Origin of the sequence: Lutibacter oceani (assembly GCF_003384935.1) — a bacterium.
GTDB lineage: Bacteria > Bacteroidota > Bacteroidia > Flavobacteriales > Flavobacteriaceae > Lutibacter > Lutibacter oceani.
Map to the genome: position 1 here is coordinate 145,735 of NZ_QTTQ01000009.1, position 19,257 is coordinate 164,991.

Consider the following 19,257-nt stretch of genomic DNA (forward strand, 5'->3'; position numbering starts at 1 on the left):
TTGTAGAAAATTTAATATTGCATCCATAAAAATTAAATTTATCACACAATGAAAAAGTACTTATTATTCGTCCCTTTATTATTTATCACTACGCTTCTTATCGCTCAAATTGATAGAAAATCTGATTTATACAAAACAATTATTTCAAAAGATAGTTTGCTATTTAATGTAGGTTTCAACACTTGTGATATTAGTCAATTCGAAAATTTATTAAGCGAAAAATTTGAATTCTTTCACGACAAAGACAGTATTTCTAATAAAGAACAATTTCTTCACAATCTTCAAAATGGTTTGTGCATCTCGCCAACAACATTCCAATCAAGAAGAGAGCTATTACTAGAAAGTACTGAAATTTACCCACTTTACAAAAGAGAAAAACTTTATGGAGTAATCCAAATTGGGGTTCATCAATTTTTTGAAACAATAGAACATCAAAAAGAAGTATTTGGAAGTTCTGCTAAATTCACTCATTTATGGCTTTTAGAAAACGGAGTTTGGAAACTTACAAAATCTTTAAGTTACGACCATCAAATTAATTTACTTGATGTAACAAAATCATCGATTTTTGATAACGACAAAGAAATTGAAAAATGGTTAAAATCAAACAATATCCCAACTTTGGGCCTTGGGGTCATTAATGAAGGTAAACTTCAACAAGTAAAAGTATATGGCGACTTTACAAATGGAAAAACCGCTCCTTATAATACAATTTTCAATGTTGCATCTTTAACAAAACCAATAACCGCAATTGTCACTTTAAAATTGGCTAGTTTAGGAAAATGGAATTTAGATGAGCCTATTTCCAACTATTGGACTGACCAAGATGTTGCAAGTGACCCAAGAAGTAAAAGACTTACCACAAGACATATTTTAAGTCATCAAACAGGTTTTACAAATTGGCGAGGAAACAATAAAGACGGGAAACTGCATTTTGAATTTGAACCTGGAACAAAATATCAATATTCTGGTGAAGGATTTGAATATTTAAGAAAAGCTTTAGAAAGTAAATTTCATAAAACAATTGACCAATTAGCAACTGAATTAATTTTTGAACCATTGCAAATGAATGATACCGAGTTTTTTTGGAGCAAAAAAACAGACGAAAGCAGGTTTGCAATTGGATATAATAATAAAGGAGTTACTTACGAAACCATAAAAAATAAATCTGCAAATGCCGCGGATGATTTATTAACAACAATTGAAGATTATGGTAATTTTTTGGTTAGCGTTATGAATAGTGAAGGACTATCAAAGAAAGTTTTTGATGATATGACAACCAATCAAGTCGAAACTAAAAATGGAAAGCATTTTGGATTAGGTTTTGAAATTTATGATATAGGTAATGGGGAAATAGCATTATCACACGGTGGAGCAGACAACGGAGTTCAAACCATTGTATTTATTTTTCCAAAAATAAAAAAAGGATTGATAATCTTCACAAATGTTGATGATGGATATAAAGTTTATGAAAAATTGATAAGTCATTATTTGGAAGAAAATGGAAAAAAAATAATTGAAATAGAAACAACACAATAACTTCGTCCAACAATAGGCGAAAAATTACTTAATTCTATTAAAAATATTTAAATATTAGAAAAATACGATTTCACAACAGTAACTATCCTTTCCCTAAACCGATAAGGCTACTCTTTAATGCGCTTCCTTCTGGTTAATAGTATAAGTTCTCCACTTATCTAGGCACTCAACAATATCTTGTGGAATTTCAGAATTAAAGCGTAAAAATTCTTTAGTAGTTGGGTGTTCAAACCCTAATGTTTTGGCATGTAATGCTTGTCTTGGTAAAACTTTAAAACAATTTTCAACAAATTGCTTGTATTTTGTAAAAGTAGTTCCTTTTAAAACAACATCACCTCCATAACGTTCATCATTAAAAAGTGTGTGGCCAATATGTTTAAAATGGGCTCTTATTTGGTGTGTTCTACCTGTTTCTAATTTACATTGCACTAAAGTAACATAGCTAAAACGCTCAATTACTTTATAATGTGTTACGGCATGTTTTCCAAAATCACCTTCTGGAAAAACATTCATTTGCAACCTGTTTTTTAAACTTCTACCAATATTTCCTTCAATAGTACCTGTATCTTCTTCAACATTTCCCCAAACCAAAGCGTAGTATAAACGCTCGGTAGTTCTGTCGTAAAATTGTTTAGATAAATGTGCCATTGCATATTCAGTTTTGGCAACTACTAATAAACCGCTGGTGTCTTTATCTATTCTATGTACTAATCCAGGACGCTCATTGGAATTGGTTGGTAAATTTTCAATATGATGAATTAATGCATTTACCAAAGTTCCACTGTAGTTTCCATGACCAGGGTGCACAACCATACCAGCTGGTTTATTTACTACAATTACCTGATCATCTTCAAATAAAATATCTAAAGGAATGTCTTCTGCAACTAATAAATTTTCGTGTGGCGGATGAGCTAAAACTACGCGTACAACATCATATGGTTTTACTTTGTAATTCGATTTTACAGCAATATCATTTACCAATACATTTCCTGCTTTTGCTGCTTGTTGAATTTTATTTCTAGTTGCATTTTCAATAAAATTCATTAAAAATTTATCCACACGTAATGGTTCCTGACCTGCGTGTGCCACATAATTAAAATGCTCGTAAAATTCTTCGTTTTCTGCGCTAATTTCTTCTAAACTCATTATTCGTTTTTATCGGGCGTATATCTGTCACTTCCTTTTCCATCTCCCAATTTTAAAGTAATTACAGAGTTTTTGGGAATTTGGTCTCCAGTTTTTAAATCCTTTCCATCAAATTGTAACCCTCTTACAACATCTTTTGCAATATCTGAAACATAAATTGGGTTAGCACTTATTCTAAAACCAATAGCACGCAATTGTGAAGTAACCTGTCTTTTGGTTTTACCAAACACATTAGGTACTTCAACATTTCTATAGCCTGAAGGATTTAAAGTTAAGTAAATTTTTCTATTCTCTTTTACAAAGTCTCCCGGTTCAGGATCCTGATCTATAACCGATTTTTTTGGATAATCCGGATTATAACTAGCCGAATCAATTACATACAATTTTAAATCTAAATCTTCCAACATGCTTTCAACTTCATTTAAACTCATTTTCTGCAAATCTGGAACTTCAATTTTTTGGTCGTGATTGGTTGAAATATTTAACCACTTCATAACAATAAAAGCAAAAACTATTATCCCTCCAATGGCAAATAATAATTGCTTTAAAAAAGTTTTGGATTTAATAAATTCAATTAAACTCATTTTTCTTTCTTTATTTTTTTGCAAATGTACAATATATCTGTTAAAATGTTTAATATCATGATCGTTGAAATATATTACAAATAGCTTTTAAATTTTCCAACATTCAACTTCAAACTTTTAACTTTAAATCTGTAAGTTTGTAATTACAGTTAAAGCTATAAACTTAAAATGAAAAAAAATATTGCCATAATTATGGGAGGCTATTCTTCAGAAGTTGAAATTTCTTTGAAGAGTGGCGCTATTGTTTATAAAAATATATCAAAAGAACTATACAATTCTTACCAAATTCATATTCTTAAAAATAAATGGGTATTGGTTGATGATGCAAAAAAGGAACATCCTATAAATAAACATGATTTTTCAGCAGAAATTAATGGGGAAAAAATTATTTTCGACTGCGCTTTTAATGCTATTCACGGACACCCTGGTGAAGATGGAACTATTTTAGCTTATTTTGATTTAATTGGATTAAAACATACGTCTGCTCCATTTTATCAAATGGCTTTAACTTTTAACAAACGTGATTGTTTAAGTGTTGTAAAACAATATGGTATTAAAACAGCAACTTCATTTTACCTGGATAAAGGTGCTAAAATTAATGTTGATGAAATAGTAAAAAAAGTAGGTTTACCTTGTTTTGTAAAACCGAATAATGCCGGTTCCAGTTTTGGAATTTCAAAAGCTAAAACGAAGGCCGAAATTTTACCAGCTATTGAAAAAGCTTTTAAAGAAGATACCCAAATTTTAATTGAATCATTTTTAAACGGACCAGAAATTACCGTTGGTGTTATAGAATATGAAAATAAAATTAAAGTGTTACCTATGACTGAAATAGTTACAGAAAATGATTTCTTTGATTATGAAGCAAAATATTTGGGTAAATCTGAAGAAATTACACCAGCTCGAATTTCACCTGAAATTCATAAAAAATTAGAAAAAGTAGCAACTCAAGTTTATCAAATTTTAAATATGAGTGGTTTTTCACGTTCTGAATATATTTTGGTAAATGGGGAACCACATTTTTTAGAAATGAATACTGTTCCAGGTTTAACAACCGAAAGTATTATTCCACAACAGGCAGCCGAAGCTGGTATAAGTTTACAAGAACTTTTTCATAACGCCATAGAAATGGCTTTAAAAAACTAATTATGCGAAGAGCAATTTTCCCTGGATCCTTTGATCCTATTACATTAGGTCACGTTGATATTATAAATAGAGCCTTGCCTTTATTTGATGAAATAATAATTGCTATTGGTATAAATGCAGATAAAAAATATATGTTTTCCCTAAAAGAACGTGTAAATTTTATTAAAGAAAATTATAAAAACGAACCAAAAATAAAAGTACTTACATATACTGGATTAACTACCGATTTCTGCGAAAAAGTAAATGTCGATTTTATTTTAAGAGGTTTAAGAAATCCTGCGGATTTTGAATTTGAAAAAGCAATTGCACAAACTAATAGAAAGCTTTCTGGAATTGAAACTGTATTTTTATTAACCTCTGCAGATACTGCATTTATAAGTTCCAGTATTGTTAGAGATGTGTTCAGACATGGCGGAGATATTACCAAATTTGTTCCTAAAAGTGTCTCCAAAAAGTAATCAATTTTTATGAAGAAAATAATATTCCTACTGCTTATTGTTGTTATATTCTCGTGCAAAGAAACTACTCAAAAAACAAATTACGATTTTACAACCAAGTTTGAAAAATCAAAAGGTACAGAAACTACAACATACCTAGAAACTATAGCTTATTTTAAAGAATTAGATAACGCATATCCTGAAATTTCTATGTTAGAAATTGGTGAAACTGATAGCGGAAATCCATTAAATTTAGTTGTTTTTAATAGCTATAAAGAGTTTGATTTCAATAAAATAAACAAGTCAAAAAATGTTATTTTAATAAACAATGCTATTCATCCTGGAGAATCTGATGGGGTTGATGCTTCTATGTTGTTACTTAGAAATATTGTTCAGGATAAAAATAATATTGAACGTTTTAAAGATGTTGTAATTGCTATAATTCCAATGTACAATATTGGTGGCGCATTAAATAGAAACAGCCATTCCAGAGCTAACCAAAATGGTCCAAAAGAATATGGTTTTAGAGGAAATGCCAGAAATTTTGATTTGAACAGAGATTTTATAAAAAATGATACCAAAAATGCAATTGGGTTTGCTAAAATATTTCATACAGTAAATCCAGATATTTTTATCGACAATCACGTAAGTAACGGTGCAGATTATCAATATGGAATTACTCATTTATTTACACAACATAACAAATTAGGAAATGAATTAGGTGAGTTTTTAGAAAATGAAATGAGACCAAGTATTGAGAAATCCTTATTCAAAAAGGATATAATTATTACACCTTATGTAAACGTTTGGGGGAAAACTCCTGAAGCGGGTTTTAGTCAATTTTTTGATTCACCTCGTTATTCGAGTGGTTATACAACTTTGTTCAACACTTTGGGCTTAATGGTTGAAACCCACATGTTAAAACCTTACAAACAACGTGTTGAAGAAACCTATAGTTTTATGGAAAGTACGCTAGACTTTCTTATTGAAAAAGGTACACAAATAAAAGTACTTCGTAAAAACGCGGTTGCTAAAATTTTAGAAAACAAAACATATCCTATCTCTTTTGAAGTTGATAAAGATAAATTTTCAACACTACAATTTAAAGGCTATGAAGGGAGTTATATTGATAGTAAAGTAACCAATGGAAAACGCTTATTTTATGACAGAACAAAACCATATACAAAACCTGTAAAATATTTCAACCAGTATAAAATTACCAATGAAATTAAAATACCAAAAGCATACGTTTTAAAACAAGGTTGGTGGAAAGTTTTAGACAGATTAAAGGCAAATAATATAAGCTTTGTTATTTTTAAAAATGACACAACTATTAAAGTTACAGAACAGCATATTAAGGATTATAAAACAACAACCAGTCCTTATGAAGGGCATTATACTCATTACAATACAACTGTTTCTGCTAAAGAAAAATCAGTAGCTTTTAAAAAGGGAGATGTTTATATTCCTATAAATCAAAATGGCGCACGTTATATAATGGAAACTTTAGAAGCTTCTGCAACCGATTCATTTTTTAACTGGAATTTTTTCGATACTATTTTACAACGCAAAGAAGGATATTCCGCATATGTTTTTGAAGATATTGCTGAAGATTATTTAAATAATAGCTTTACTTTAAAACTAAATTTTGATGAAAAAATGAAAACTGATAAGGAGTTTGTAAAAAACCCAAGAGCACAATTAGATTATATTTATAAAAATTCTCCTTATTACGAAACTGCTCATTTAAAACTACCTATTTATAAAGTTTTTTAATATTCATCTTTTGAATATTCATATGGATTTAAACACTAAAAATATTCAATTGCAATATGAAGGCTATTTTAACACCCCTTCTCTTTGGAATGGCGACAAAATTTTTGGTTTAAAACAATTTAAAATCAACAAATTTCCTACTTCAAAATTTGAAGGTGCCATTTTTAAAAATTTACGATTAGGCAAACGTGTTGAACGTTTTGTAACTCACGAATTAAACCAACATCAAGGAATTAAAATTTTGGCAGAGAATGTTCAAATTCAAAATGGAAAAACAACAGTTGGTGAAATAGATTGTATTTTAACTGCAAATGAAAAACCTGTTCATTTAGAAATAATTTATAAATTTTACTTATATGATAAAACTGTTGGAACTACTGAATTAGAACATTGGATTGGTCCGAACAGAAAGGACAGTTTAGTTGATAAACTAACTAAATTAAAGGAAAAACAATTACCATTACTTTACAATACTTATACTTCTAAATTACTAGAAAAATTAAATCTAAAATCAAAAAATATAGAACAACAAGTATGCTTTAAAGCACAGTTATTTGTTCCATTAGAACTTATTAATAGTTCTTTTAATGAAATTAATAATGAATGCATTAAAGGTTTTTATATTCATTTTGAAAAGCTAAAACAATTAGCTGATTGCAAGTTTTACATCCCTTCAAAAATAAATTGGTTACAAGAAGTTCAAACTCACGTAAAGTGGATTTCTTACACTCGTTTTTATACTAAAATTGAAGAAATTATAAAAGAAGAAACAGCTCCGTTATGCTGGATAAAATACCCTAACGGAACTATGCAAAAGCTTTTTGTTGTTTGGTGGAAATAAAATATTTTTAGACTCTTTTTTTATCCACAAAATGAGCAATTAAAGCAACTAAAAAGTAACTTAATAAAGCCGAAAAAGTCAAGGCTTTTATATCATCATTTGCTGGTAATACGTATAAATTTAAATAATTTACCACAAGTAAAAATAAAACAAATATAAGCGCAGCATACTTTCCAAAATTTGAAATTGCTTTTGTTCTTTTTAAATAATAAAATAACCCTAAAATTAATAAAACAGCCTCACTAGCAAAAGTTAAAAATTTATTGTTCCAAAGCCCAAATCCAAATTTAGGCTCTCCGCTTATAATTGGTAAATCGGGTGTATGTACAATTAAATCTGTAAACCAGTGCGATAAAACTGCTAATGCCATTATAAATGCAATTCTTTTTTTATTGGTTTTGTCTTTTGCAAACACAAACAAGTATAAAAGGTAAAATAAAGCTGCCCAAATTACCGAACCCAATAAACCATGCGTAAAAGGGTAATAATCCATATTAAAATTATTTACAGATGTAAAACCTTTTACAAAATTTAAATTTTCAATACCCGCTAAAACAAACGGAAAAAATAAAATATCAACAAATTGAGTTGCTATAAAAAGCATTCCTAAAGAAGTTCCTTTTTCTTTACCTTTTAAGGCAAAAGCAGCAGCATAATGACCAACAAACATAGTTTTGAAAATTTAATAGTTATTTATATTTAAAACCAATTATACAAAAACTACCAATCAAACCAAAAAACTTATTTAGGCCATTTTATGGTATCGTCATCAATAAAAATTGGAGACCATTGAATTTCATCTAAAACTCCATTTGTAATCCAAAAATTTATCGATTTTTTATCTATTTCAATTACTTTATGATCTTCATCATCATTTTCAGAACAATCTTCTAGGAAAAAATCACCTAAATCAATTTCATCTAATTGATCTAATAATTTTTTTTCACTTAAACCAATTAAAGAAACTTCTTCCAACTCATAAAAATCTGATGTTACAGAAATCATCATAAGTCTCCAATCTTCAGCTTCATCAAAACTAATTGATAAAAACAATTCATCATATTCCCAAGATTCTGTCAAATCATTATCAGCATCAGAATGTGAATATTTATCAATAAAACTAGGCTCTCCGAGTAACAACCTCACTTCATCTCTAGTCATTCCAAACTTAATAAATCCAAGTCCATATCCTGGTTTAATTTCTTTTAATTCTTTCAGCATAATTTTAAATTAAATTAGAGTTTACAAACAAATATAAATTATTATCTTCTAATATTTATATCAATTTTATTAAGAATGAAAAAAATAATTAACCTTAAATTTGATGAAAAAAATTATTTTCTAACCTGCTCTAAATAGCCCAATACAAATACTACCGGAGAATTCCAGTTTAAACAAACTTCATTAGAGGCAAAACTTTTTTGAACATCCATAAAAGATTTAGCAGGTAACTTTGATGTATAAGTAACGTTAAAACTATCTTGTTTATCTTTATTTGGTCCTCCAACTATAAAACCGGGAACTGGATTTTCTATATCATCTGCACCACTTGGTCTATGGTGTGGAAACATAACTTTTTTAGACCCAAAACCTGTTAAAAAACTATATCCTGTTGCGTTTTTCCCAAAAATATAATCAGTTATTTGTTCTGCTCCATTTAGGTATTTTTCCTCTTTTGTTAAACTATGTGCATAACATAAAATAATAGCTTGATTTAGAATGTCACTATTTGATCCCCATTCAAATAAATCAAGGGCAATACGGTAAGGATTTTTATTCAGTTTTTCTAAAATAGCATCCGCTAATTTAATATGATTTTGCGTTAATGCTGTAGCAAAATCTTCGCTTAATAAATCTTTGTTTACAAGTAAAGAATGGAAACCCATATTTCTTACAAAAAACTTCCAACTATTAGTTAATTGATGAATATATGCCTGATTATTTCCCATTAAATGAGCTAAATAGGGTTCCTTATTTGTTGCAAGAAACAATTCAGTTGCGGCCCAGTAAAAATCATCAGAAAAATCATTGTCGCCATATTCACCTGTTTTAACATCTTCAGGATTTGCAAACGGAACATTATCGTTTAAAACGGCCCAATCCCAAGCTTTTTCTGCTGCGTTTAAGGCATTTGAAGACCAAACTTTATCAATATTTTTGTATAACCTGGAAGCTTGAGCTAAAACTGCAGCAAAATTTAAAGTTGCAGCTGTACCTTTTCCTATAATATATCTATCAAGATCGTAATCTTCAGGCAAAATAAAACCGCTAAAGTTTTTTCCTGTTAGTTTATGATATACTCCACCATCATCATCTTGCATTGTTAAAACCCAATCTAATTCATATTTTAATTCATCCCATAAATCACTTATTCCGTTCCCACTTTCAGGAATATTTAAATCACCATCTTTTATAACGTTAGGAAATTGTTCCAATAAATTAAGCATTTGTCCTGTTGAAAACGCAGCATTAACAATATATTTACCGTAGTCACCAGCATCATACCAACCTCCTGGAGCACTTAAAGTACCTGATAATTTACCCGAAGAAGGATGAAACAAACAATTTGCATCTGCATGTCCTTCCTTACGTTTAAAAACACCTCCATATTGCTCTTCAATTGGCATAGAAGCTCTTTGAAAATAAAAGCTTTTAATTGAAGCATTTAATGCTTCAGTATAAATACCTTTTTTAATTTCAAATGGATAGGATTGCAATTTATTATCTACTAACACATAATAAGTTCCAATTGTATTTAAAGCACTAAAATCACCTAAAAACACATTTTCTCCTGATTGTTCCCAAACTCCATTATCCTTAAAATCACCACTAAATACAGTTTTTCCTTTTGTATCAATTATTTTAAAAGTACTTGGAGTGTTGTCCACTACAACAAATTGCTTTATCGAATTTGGGTAAAACCCTAATTGATTGATTCTAATTGAATTACTTAAAGAAGTTTCCTTTTTTTCTGACTGGCACGAAACTATTACAAACAGAGAAAAAATACAAAAAAGAACAAGTTTTTTCATAATAATGGCTTAAAGTTTATTTCTAATCAAATTTAACCAACCATTACAAAAACTAATTATACTATTTTGTCAAATTTGCAACCAAAATTTATTAAAATGCTCTAATATAATTTAATAAAAACCTAATACTATTTGAAAATTAACTTTTAGCCAATTTTTTAAGAGCAACCCATTGCCTAAACATGTCTCTGGCATCAGTTGCGGGGTAACCAACTACAGTTTTTCCTGGAGCCACATCTCCCATAACACCCGAACCACCACCAACAACAGCTCCAGAATGTATAGTAACATGGTCTTTTATTGAAGATGCTCCGCCTATAACTACACCATCACCAAGAGTAACAGAACCTGCCAAACCACTGCTTCCTGCCATAATACAAGAACGCCCTAAAACGCAATTATGTGCAATTTGAACCAAGTTATCTATCTTACATCCATCACCTATAATTGTTGAGCTGAATTTTGCGCGATCAACTGAAGAGTTAGCACCAATTTCAACTGAATTACCAATAATAACATTTCCTATATGCGGAATTTTTGTCAATCCTCTACCATCTTCACTTGGCCGATATCCAAATCCATCTGCACCAATACTTACATTTGTATGAAAAATACAATTATTACCAATTTCACAACGTTCACGAATTACTGTTCCTGACCAAATAGTAGTATTATTACCAATTATTGTTTCATCAAAAATGGTAACATTTGGATATAAAATAACTCCCTCTCCTAAAACAACATTTTTTCCAACATAACAATTTGCTCCAATTTTACAACCTGCTCCAATTGTTGCTGTCTCATCAATTACTGCGGTTGGATGGATTTCAACCTCAAATTGTGGCGGTTCTGGAGAATAAATCTCTAATAATTTTGCCATCGCCAAATCGGCATTTTTCACTTTTATAATAGCGCAATTTTCTTTGGATTCAATTTTAATATTATTACTAACAATTACCGCACAAGCATTAGAAGTTTGCCATAATGGAACATACCTACTGTTTCCAATAAAACTAATTTGATTGAAATTTGCATTTTCTAATTGTTCTAAACCACTAATTATTTGATTTGTTGTACCTATTAAGTCTCCTTTAAGAAGCGCATTAATTTCTTGAATTGTAAATGATTTCATTAATATTATTTAGTTTTAAAATCCAAAAAATTAGTGGACATATATTATAAAATCGCTAAATATATTGTTAATTATTTTAACTTTCTACTTAATTTTTAAATTAAAAAAGTAAAAGTGTAAAAAACACATTTTATTAATCGAAATAATAGATAAAGATTGTTAAAAAATAGCTATTCAAAAAAGTTAACTTCACAGTTAATTCTTATAAAATTTAGTACTTTGCAGTCTTCAAAAAATAATTTTTAAATGAAAGTTTGTATTGCGGAAAAGCCAAGTGTTGCTCGTGAAATTGCTAATGTATTAGGAGCAAGTACAAAACGCGATGGTTATTTTGAAGGAAACGGGTATGCAGTAACATATACTTTCGGGCATTTATGTACGCTGTTTGAACCCAATGATTACAAACCGCATTGGAAAAGTTGGGATTTAAATAATTTACCAATGCTTCCTGAAAAATTTGAAACCAAAGTTGTTTCAAATGATGGAATTAAAAAACAATTCAATATTGTAAAAGGTTTATTTGATAAAGCTGATGTTATAATAAACTGTGGTGATGCTGGACAAGAAGGGGAATTAATTCAACGCTGGGTAATTAATCAGGCAAATTATAAAGGTGAAGTACAACGTTTATGGATTTCTTCTTTAACTACTGAAGCTATAAAAGAAGGTTTTCAAAACCTAAAACCAGCGAAAAATTACGATAATTTATATTACGCAGGTTTCTCAAGAGCTATTGGAGATTGGCTTTTAGGAATGAATGCTACCCGATTATATACCGTAAAACACGGTGGTTATAAGCAAGTTTTATCCGTTGGAAGAGTACAAACTCCTACTTTAGCAATGGTTGTAAATAGGTTTAAAGAAATCGAAAATTTTGTACCACAACCGTATTGGGAACTCCAAACTTTATACAGAGAAACTCAATTTAATTGTGAAGAAGGTAGATTCTTAAAAAAAGAAGATGGTGAAATTTTAGCAAATAAAGTAAAAGAAAGCGATTTTGAAATTGTTTCAATTACAAAAAAAGCTGGAAAAGAATACGCTCCAAAATTATTTGATTTAACAGGTTTACAAGTTTATTGCAACAATAAATTTGGTTTTTCTGCTGATGAAACTTTAAAAATTGTTCAAAAATTGTACGAACAAAAAGTAGTAACCTACCCAAGAGTTGATACCACTTTTTTACCAAATGATATTTATCCAAAAGTTTCTGGAATATTAAAAAATTTAACAAATTATAGTTCTCTCACGCAACCACTTTTAGGGAAAAAAATAAAAAAATCGAAAAAAGTTTTTGATGATAAAAAAGTAACCGATCACCATGCAATTATCCCAACCGGAGTTCAAATAAATTTACAATATAACCAACAACAGGTTTATGATATTATTACAAAACGGTTTATTGCAGTTTTTTATGATGATTGTGCTGTTTCAAACACAGCTGTAATAGGAAAAGTAGCTGAAGTTTCGTTTAAAACTACTGGGAAAGAAATTTTAAAAAAAGGATGGCGCGTAGTTTTTGAATCAGCTGAAACTGAAAAAAAAGAAACAGGTATTTTACCAACTTTTACAAAAGGTGAAAAAGGTACTCACAAACCTTCTTTTTTAGAAAAAGAAACAAAACCACCAAATATGTTTTCTGAAGCTACACTTTTAAGAGCAATGGAAACTGCTGGTAGACAGGTAGATGATGATGATTTACGCGAATTAATGAAAGAAAACGGTATTGGACGTCCGTCTACACGTGCAAATATTATTGAAACACTTTTTAAACGTAAATATATTATTAGAAATAAAAAACAAATTTTACCCACTCCAACTGGAATTCAATTAATTGATACCATTCAAAATGAATTATTAAAATCGGCAGAACTAACCGGCAGATGGGAAAAAAGATTAAAAGAAATTGAACAAGGTAAATTTAACGCTGGAACTTTTATAAATAATATGAAAAAAATGGTCGACCAAATTGTTTATGAGGTTCGGTCAGAAAAAGTAAGAGCAAATATTTCGCATGTATCAACAATAAAAACTTCGGTTAAAAAAGTGCCAAAAAAAACTGCAGGAATTGCCCATGAAAAATGTCCAAAATGTAAAAAGGGCACAATTCTAAAAGGTAAAACTGCTTATGGCTGTAGCGATTATAAAAATGGGTGTAAACTTAGACTTCCGTTTACTTTTTTAAATAAAAAAATATCAGAAAAACAATATATTCGCTTAATTCAAAAAGGGTGTACAGTTAACTTAAAAGATTTTAAAACTGAAACTGGTTTAGTTACAGGTTTGGTACGTTTTGATGAAGATTTCAACTTAAAATTAGAGCAAAAAAATACTTCTACGCCATTAAGTGACCAAAAAAAGGTTCCTGAAAAAATAAATTGCCCAAAATGTAAAAAAGGTACTATTTTAAAAGGGAAAACTGCTTATGGCTGTAGTGAATACAAAAATGGTTGTGATTTTATTTTTAGTTTTGATGAAATCAGAAAAAAAGCAGCTGGAAAAACACTCACAAAAGAATTAGTATTCGAAATTTTAAATGGAAAAGCCTAGCCAACAACACAGTCATTTTATTATTTTTAAACCATTTGGCTATTTAAGTCAGTTTACAAATAATGATGTAAGTAAACACAAAAAGAAATTATTAGGTGAATTGGATATATTTCCAGAAAATATTATGGCAATTGGTAGGTTAGATGAAAAATCTGAAGGATTATTATTGTTAACTACAGATGGGAAAACGAGTGAATACATAAGAAGTAGCAAAGTTGAAAAAGAATATTTTGCCCAAGTAGATGGATATATAACCCTTGAAGCAATTGAAAAACTAAAAAACGGTGTAGAAATTAGTATCGAAAAAACTATATATACAACTAAACCTTGCAATGCTTTTAAATTAAATTACATTCCTGAATTTCCTAAAAGAGGAAAAAAAATTAGAGACGACCGTCACGGACCAACCAGTTGGGTTTCCATTACTTTGAAAGAAGGAAAATTTAGGCAAGTTAGAAAAATGACTGCAGCTGTTGGGTTTCCTACTTTAAGATTAGTTAGAGTTAGAATTGGAGCTTATAAACTTGCAAATATGAAAACAGGTGAGGTAAAGAAGTTAAAAGAATTGGTAAAATAAATACTTCTACATCAAATTATTTAACCGCATTTTACAGTTTTGGTTAAGAATCTGTTAATTAGAAATTCAAAAAAAACATTTTCAAAAAAAATTCATAACTTGTAAGTTAAATTACTAACAAATTATATTAAAAATGATTACACTTCGCATAAATGGAAAAAAACATGATATTGATGTTGAGCCCGATATGCCTTTACTTTGGGCAATTAGAGATGTTGTTGGACTTACTGGAACTAAATATGGTTGCGGAAAAGGGCTTTGCGGCTCTTGTAAGGTATTATTAGATAACTCTCCTGTGCAATCTTGTTTAATTCCCGTTTCTATTGCTGAAGAAAAAAACATTTTAACTATTGAAGGTGAATCTGAAAACTTACAATTATTACAAGAATCTTGGATTGAGGAAAATGTTCCTCAATGTGGATTTTGCCAACCAGGGCAATTAATTGCTGCAACTGCTTTGTTAGATAAAAATGAAAATCCAACGGATGATGATATTAATGAAGCCATGATAGGAAATATTTGCCGATGTGGTACATACCAACGTATAAAAAAGGCAATTAACAGAACTGTAGAACTTAAAAAACAAAGCTAATTATGAGTAATATTAAAAATATAAGTCGTAGAAGTTTTGTTAAAAGTGTTGGTTTAGCTTCTGGTGGATTAATTTTAGCGTGTAATACTCCTGTGTTTTCAGATAAAGATAAAAAACCGGAAAATTTAGTAGATTTTAATCCAAATTTATTTGTACAATTAAATTCTGATGGAAGTTTAATATTAATTGCTTCGCGATCAGAAATGGGTAATGGAGTTAGAACTTCATTACCATCAGTTATCGCAGATGAAATGGATGCTGATTGGTCAAGAGTTTCAGTACAGCAAGCTGTTGGTGATAAAAAATATGGCGACCAAAATACTGATGGTTCTCGTAGTATCCGTTATTTATACGAACCAATGCGTAAAATGGGTGCAATGGCCAGAGTTATGCTTATAACTGCTGCTGCTCAAAAATGGCAAGTCCCAGAAACTGAATGTTCTGCTGAAAATCATTTTATACTTCATACAAGTGGTAAAAAAATTGCATTTGGTGATTTGGTTGAAATTGCAAAAACCTTAGAAATTCCTTCTGAAGAAAATTTAAAATACAAATCTCCGAAAGATTTTAAATATATAGGAAAATATTTAAAAGGTATTGATGCTAAAGAATACGGGAACGGAAGCGCTATTTTTGGTTTAGACAAACGCTTACCGAATATGAAATTTGTTGCCATTGCTCGTTGCCCTGTAACATTTGGAACTGTAAAATCTTTTGATAAAACTGAAGCCTTGAAAATTTCTGGTGTTGTAGATGTAATTGAAATTCCAAGAATTGAAAAACCATTTGGTGCTCTTGGTGGTATTGCTGTAATTGCAACCAATACTTGGGCTGCTTTTAAAGGTAAAGAAGCTCTAAAAATTGAATGGGATTTTGGTGATAATCAGGTTTATGATTCAGATCAATACATGAATCAAATTACTGAAAATGTTCACAAACAAGGTAAAATTGGAAAAGATTTAGGAAATGTAAATAACGCTTTTAAAAATGCAGCTAAAACTATTGAAAGTACTTTTCAATTGCCACATTTAGCACATACACCAATGGAAGTGCCAAATGCAGTTGCATGGGTTCAAGGAGATAGTTGCGAGGTTTGGGCACCTACACAAGCACCACAATCAACAAGAAAGGAAGTGACGGATTATTTGGAAACTACTGAAGATAAAGTTACTATAAATGTAACTTTTTTAGGTGGTGGATTTGGTAGAAAATCCAAACCAGATTATGTGGTTGAAGCCGTAATTGCTTCAAAAACTATAAATGCTCCTGTACAAGTTGTTTGGACTCGCGAAGATGATATTAAACATGGTTATTATCACACAGTTAGTGCTCAATACCTGAAAGCATCTTTAGATAAAAATGGAAATGTAACGGGATGGTTACACCGATTTGCACTACCTTCAATTACTTCAACATTTATGCCTGGCGTAGATTATGCTGCTGGTTTTGAAATTTCAAGCGCTGCCAATGTTCCTTTTGATATTAAAAATTTAAAAGTAGAAATTGGGCAAGCTCCAGCTCATGTTAGAATTGGATGGCTGCGTTCTGTTATTAATATTCCTCACGGTTTTTCAATCAATGTTTTTGCAGATGAATTAGCTTATGCCGCGAATAAAGATCCATTAGAATTTCGGTTAAATTTAATTGGAAATGATAGAATTGAAGATACAAAAGATCCAATAAAATACAATACTGCACGACTTAAAAATGTATTAAAAATTGCAGCTAAAAATGCTGATTGGGGAAAAGAACTACCTGAAGGTCATGCGTTTGGATTAGCAGTTCATTATAGTTTTTATTCATATGTAGCTTCAATAGTTGAAGTATCCATGAAAAATAACAAGGTAAAAGTTCATAACATTTATACTGTTATAGATTGTGGTATAGTTGTAAACAAAAATACAGTTACAGCTCAAATGGAAGGTGCTGCAATTTTTGGAATGTCTTTAGCTTATTATGGAAAAATTACAGCTAAAAATGGCGCTATTGAACAAGGTAATTATAACGATTACAAAATGATTAGAATGAACGAAATTCCAAAAGTTCATGTTGAAATTGTTGAAAGTACAGAAAACCCAACAGGTGTAGGTGAACCCGGTGTGCCAGTTATTGCCCCTGCTATTGTAAATGCTATTTATAAAATAACAGGTAAACGTTACTATAACTTACCTTTAAGCGATTATGATTTGGTATAAATTTATAAATAAACACTAAAAAAGATTTCCAATCTTTTTTAGAATTAGATAAGTTCTAACTTATTTTTCAAAAAGACCTTTGGTGAATTTTTCAGGATTTTCAGCCAAATGATATCGAGGATCATCTATTGCTTCAATAATTATTTCGTGAAATTTAGCATCTGCTTTAAATAATAATTCTTTACAATCTTCACTCAAATGTTTTAAATGAATTGTTTTTCCTTCAGCTTCATATTTTCGAACCAAATTTAAAATAGCTTCAAAAGCTGAATGATCGCTAATTCGAGATTCTATAAAATCAATCTCAATACTATCTGGATCATTTTTAACATCAAATTTTTCATTAAATGCGGTTATTGACCCAAAAAATAATGGTCCCCAAATTTCATAAATTTTAGTTCCATCTTCCTTCATGCGCTTTCTAGCTCTAATACGTTTTGCATTTTCCCAAGAAAAAACAAGGGCACTTACAATTACACCAGCTATAACCGCAATTGCCAAATCAAAAATTACTGTAAGCGAAGAAACTAATACCAATACAAATAAATCGGTTTTTGGAATTTTATTTATAATTCTAAAACTACTCCAGGCAAAAGTTCCTATTACAACCATAAACATTACTCCAACAAGTGCTGAAATTGGAACTTGCTCAATATATGACGAACCAAAAAGAATAAAAATCAATAACATAACTGCTGCTACTATTCCGGATAATCTTCCTCTACCTCCACCTTTTATGTTAATAATAGATTGACCAATCATAGCACAACCACCCATTCCACCAAAAAGTCCCGTAACAACATTGGCACTTCCTTGTGCAATACATTCTTTATTTCCATTACCCCTAGTTTCAGTTAAATCATCAATTAAATTTAAAGTCATTAAAGATTCAATTAAACCAATAGCTGCTAAAATTAATGCGTATGGGAAAATAAATTTCATGGTTTCAAAAGTAAATGGAACTTTAGAAAAGGTTTCAAGATTTGGAGTAGGAAATCCACCTTTTAATCCTTCTCCTCCACCATCTCTAATAAATGAACCCACTGTTGCAACATCAAATTTTGCTACTATAGCAATGGTACTCACAACCAAAATTGCAATTAAAGCTTCGGGTAATTTTTTTGCCTGTTTTATTTTTGGCAATCCCCACATTATTAACATTGTTAAAGCTACCAAACCAATCATTAAGTACAATTGATTTCCTTGTAACCAAACTTTTTCTCCGTTAATATTTCTTTTAAACATTCCTAATTGTGACAGAAAAATTACAATTGCCAAGCCGTTAACAAAACCCATCATTACTGGGTGAGGAATTAAACGTACAAATTTTCCAAGTTTTAAAACACCCGCTAAAATTTGAATTATTCCCATTAAAATTACGGTTGCAAATAAATAATAGAGTCCTAAATTTTCTCCTGGTTCACCAAGAGCATTTCCTTCAGAAACCAAACTTACCATTACAACTGCCAAAGCACCCGTTGCTCCTGAAATCATTCCAGGTCTTCCTCCAAAAATTGAAGTAATTAAACCCACCATAAATGCTGCATACAAACCAACTAACGGATCAACACCTGCAACAAATGCAAAAGCAACTGCCTCCGGAACCAATGCTAATGCTACGGTAATTCCAGATAAAACATCATTTCTAACATTTGAAACTCTTTTCTCAATAAATTCAGTCATAAGTAGTTATTTTTCAAAAGTGGCAAATAT

At 30.1% G+C, this 19,257-nt stretch carries 16 protein-coding genes; 9 read left to right on the forward strand and 7 right to left on the reverse strand.

Annotated features, from left to right (window positions below; genetic code table 11):
* Window positions 1-48 precede the first annotated feature (48 nt).
* Entirely contained in the window at window positions 49-1,536 is a 1,488-nt protein-coding gene (locus BX611_RS00715) for a serine hydrolase (protein ID WP_115877580.1), read from the forward strand.
* A 114-nt stretch (window positions 1,537-1,650) separates the two neighbouring features.
* Here the strand turns inward: BX611_RS00715 and BX611_RS00720 are convergent, their stop codons facing one another.
* Together BX611_RS00720 and BX611_RS00725 are read right to left on the reverse strand one after the other, a co-directional pair.
* Complete coding sequence (locus BX611_RS00720) at window positions 1,651-2,682, reverse strand: RluA family pseudouridine synthase (RefSeq protein WP_115877581.1); 1,032 nt, start codon at window positions 2,680-2,682, stop codon at window positions 1,651-1,653.
* Window positions 2,682-3,266, reverse strand: coding sequence for a PASTA domain-containing protein (locus BX611_RS00725; protein ID WP_115877582.1), 585 nt, complete (start codon window positions 3,264-3,266; stop codon window positions 2,682-2,684). The genes BX611_RS00720 and BX611_RS00725 overlap by 1 nt, the downstream gene beginning before the upstream one ends.
* A gap of 168 nt (window positions 3,267-3,434) precedes the next feature.
* On the opposite strand from BX611_RS00725, the gene BX611_RS00730 reads away from it, so the two are divergent.
* From BX611_RS00730 to BX611_RS00745, 4 genes are read left to right on the forward strand one after another with little or no spacing between them, the layout of a single operon-like run.
* On the forward strand, window positions 3,435-4,412 hold the full coding sequence (locus tag BX611_RS00730) for a D-alanine--D-alanine ligase (protein WP_115877583.1): 978 nt from the start codon (window positions 3,435-3,437) through the stop codon (window positions 4,410-4,412).
* A gap of 2 nt (window positions 4,413-4,414) precedes the next feature.
* Window positions 4,415-4,870, forward strand: coding sequence for a pantetheine-phosphate adenylyltransferase (gene coaD, locus BX611_RS00735; RefSeq protein ID WP_115877584.1), 456 nt, complete (start codon window positions 4,415-4,417; stop codon window positions 4,868-4,870).
* Between the two features lie 9 nt (window positions 4,871-4,879).
* Window positions 4,880-6,625 (forward strand): M14 family metallopeptidase, encoded by a 1,746-nt coding sequence (locus BX611_RS00740; protein ID WP_115877585.1) that lies wholly within the window; start codon window positions 4,880-4,882, stop codon window positions 6,623-6,625.
* A gap of 10 nt (window positions 6,626-6,635) precedes the next feature.
* Complete coding sequence (locus BX611_RS00745; protein ID WP_240324957.1) at window positions 6,636-7,466, forward strand: DUF1853 family protein; 831 nt, start codon at window positions 6,636-6,638, stop codon at window positions 7,464-7,466.
* 7 nt (window positions 7,467-7,473) lie between these two features.
* Here BX611_RS00745 and BX611_RS00750 read toward each other — a convergent pair whose 3' ends face one another.
* The 4 genes from BX611_RS00750 to lpxD form a co-directional block, all read right to left on the reverse strand.
* Window positions 7,474-8,136 carry a hypothetical protein gene (locus BX611_RS00750; RefSeq protein WP_115877587.1) on the reverse strand — a complete coding sequence of 221 codons (663 nt, stop codon included), beginning with the start codon at window positions 8,134-8,136 and terminating at the stop codon, window positions 7,474-7,476.
* A 71-nt stretch (window positions 8,137-8,207) separates the two neighbouring features.
* The gene (locus BX611_RS00755; RefSeq protein ID WP_115877588.1) at window positions 8,208-8,687 is read right to left on the reverse strand and encodes a hypothetical protein; all 480 of its coding nucleotides are present in this window, start codon (window positions 8,685-8,687) and stop codon (window positions 8,208-8,210) included.
* 113 nt (window positions 8,688-8,800) lie between these two features.
* Window positions 8,801-10,498, reverse strand: a complete 1,698-nt coding sequence (locus BX611_RS00760) for a glycoside hydrolase family 9 protein (RefSeq protein ID WP_115877589.1) — start codon at window positions 10,496-10,498, stop codon at window positions 8,801-8,803.
* A gap of 139 nt (window positions 10,499-10,637) precedes the next feature.
* On the reverse strand, window positions 10,638-11,630 hold the full coding sequence (lpxD, locus tag BX611_RS00765; RefSeq protein WP_115877590.1) for a UDP-3-O-(3-hydroxymyristoyl)glucosamine N-acyltransferase: 993 nt from the start codon (window positions 11,628-11,630) through the stop codon (window positions 10,638-10,640).
* Between the two features lie 246 nt (window positions 11,631-11,876).
* Between lpxD and BX611_RS00770 the strand changes: the two genes are divergently transcribed.
* The 4 genes from BX611_RS00770 to BX611_RS00785 all read left to right on the forward strand — a co-directional run bounded on the left by BX611_RS00770 (window position 11,877) and on the right by BX611_RS00785 (window position 17,544).
* The gene (locus BX611_RS00770; RefSeq protein WP_115877591.1) at window positions 11,877-14,180 is read left to right on the forward strand and encodes a DNA topoisomerase 3; all 2,304 of its coding nucleotides are present in this window, start codon (window positions 11,877-11,879) and stop codon (window positions 14,178-14,180) included.
* A complete protein-coding gene (locus BX611_RS00775) occupies window positions 14,167-14,757 on the forward strand; it encodes a pseudouridine synthase (protein ID WP_115877592.1) in 591 nt (196 codons plus the stop codon). The genes BX611_RS00770 and BX611_RS00775 overlap by 14 nt, the downstream gene beginning before the upstream one ends.
* A 133-nt stretch (window positions 14,758-14,890) precedes the next feature.
* Window positions 14,891-15,349: a (2Fe-2S)-binding protein gene (locus BX611_RS00780; protein WP_115877593.1), complete on the forward strand. Its 459-nt coding sequence runs from the start codon at window positions 14,891-14,893 to the stop codon at window positions 15,347-15,349.
* Between the two features lie 2 nt (window positions 15,350-15,351).
* Entirely contained in the window at window positions 15,352-17,544 is a 2,193-nt protein-coding gene (locus BX611_RS00785; protein ID WP_115877594.1) for a xanthine dehydrogenase family protein molybdopterin-binding subunit, read from the forward strand.
* A gap of 60 nt (window positions 17,545-17,604) precedes the next feature.
* Here BX611_RS00785 and BX611_RS00790 read toward each other — a convergent pair whose 3' ends face one another.
* Entirely contained in the window at window positions 17,605-19,227 is a 1,623-nt protein-coding gene (locus BX611_RS00790; RefSeq protein WP_115877595.1) for a SulP family inorganic anion transporter, read from the reverse strand.
* Between the last annotated feature and the right edge of the window lie 30 nt (window positions 19,228-19,257).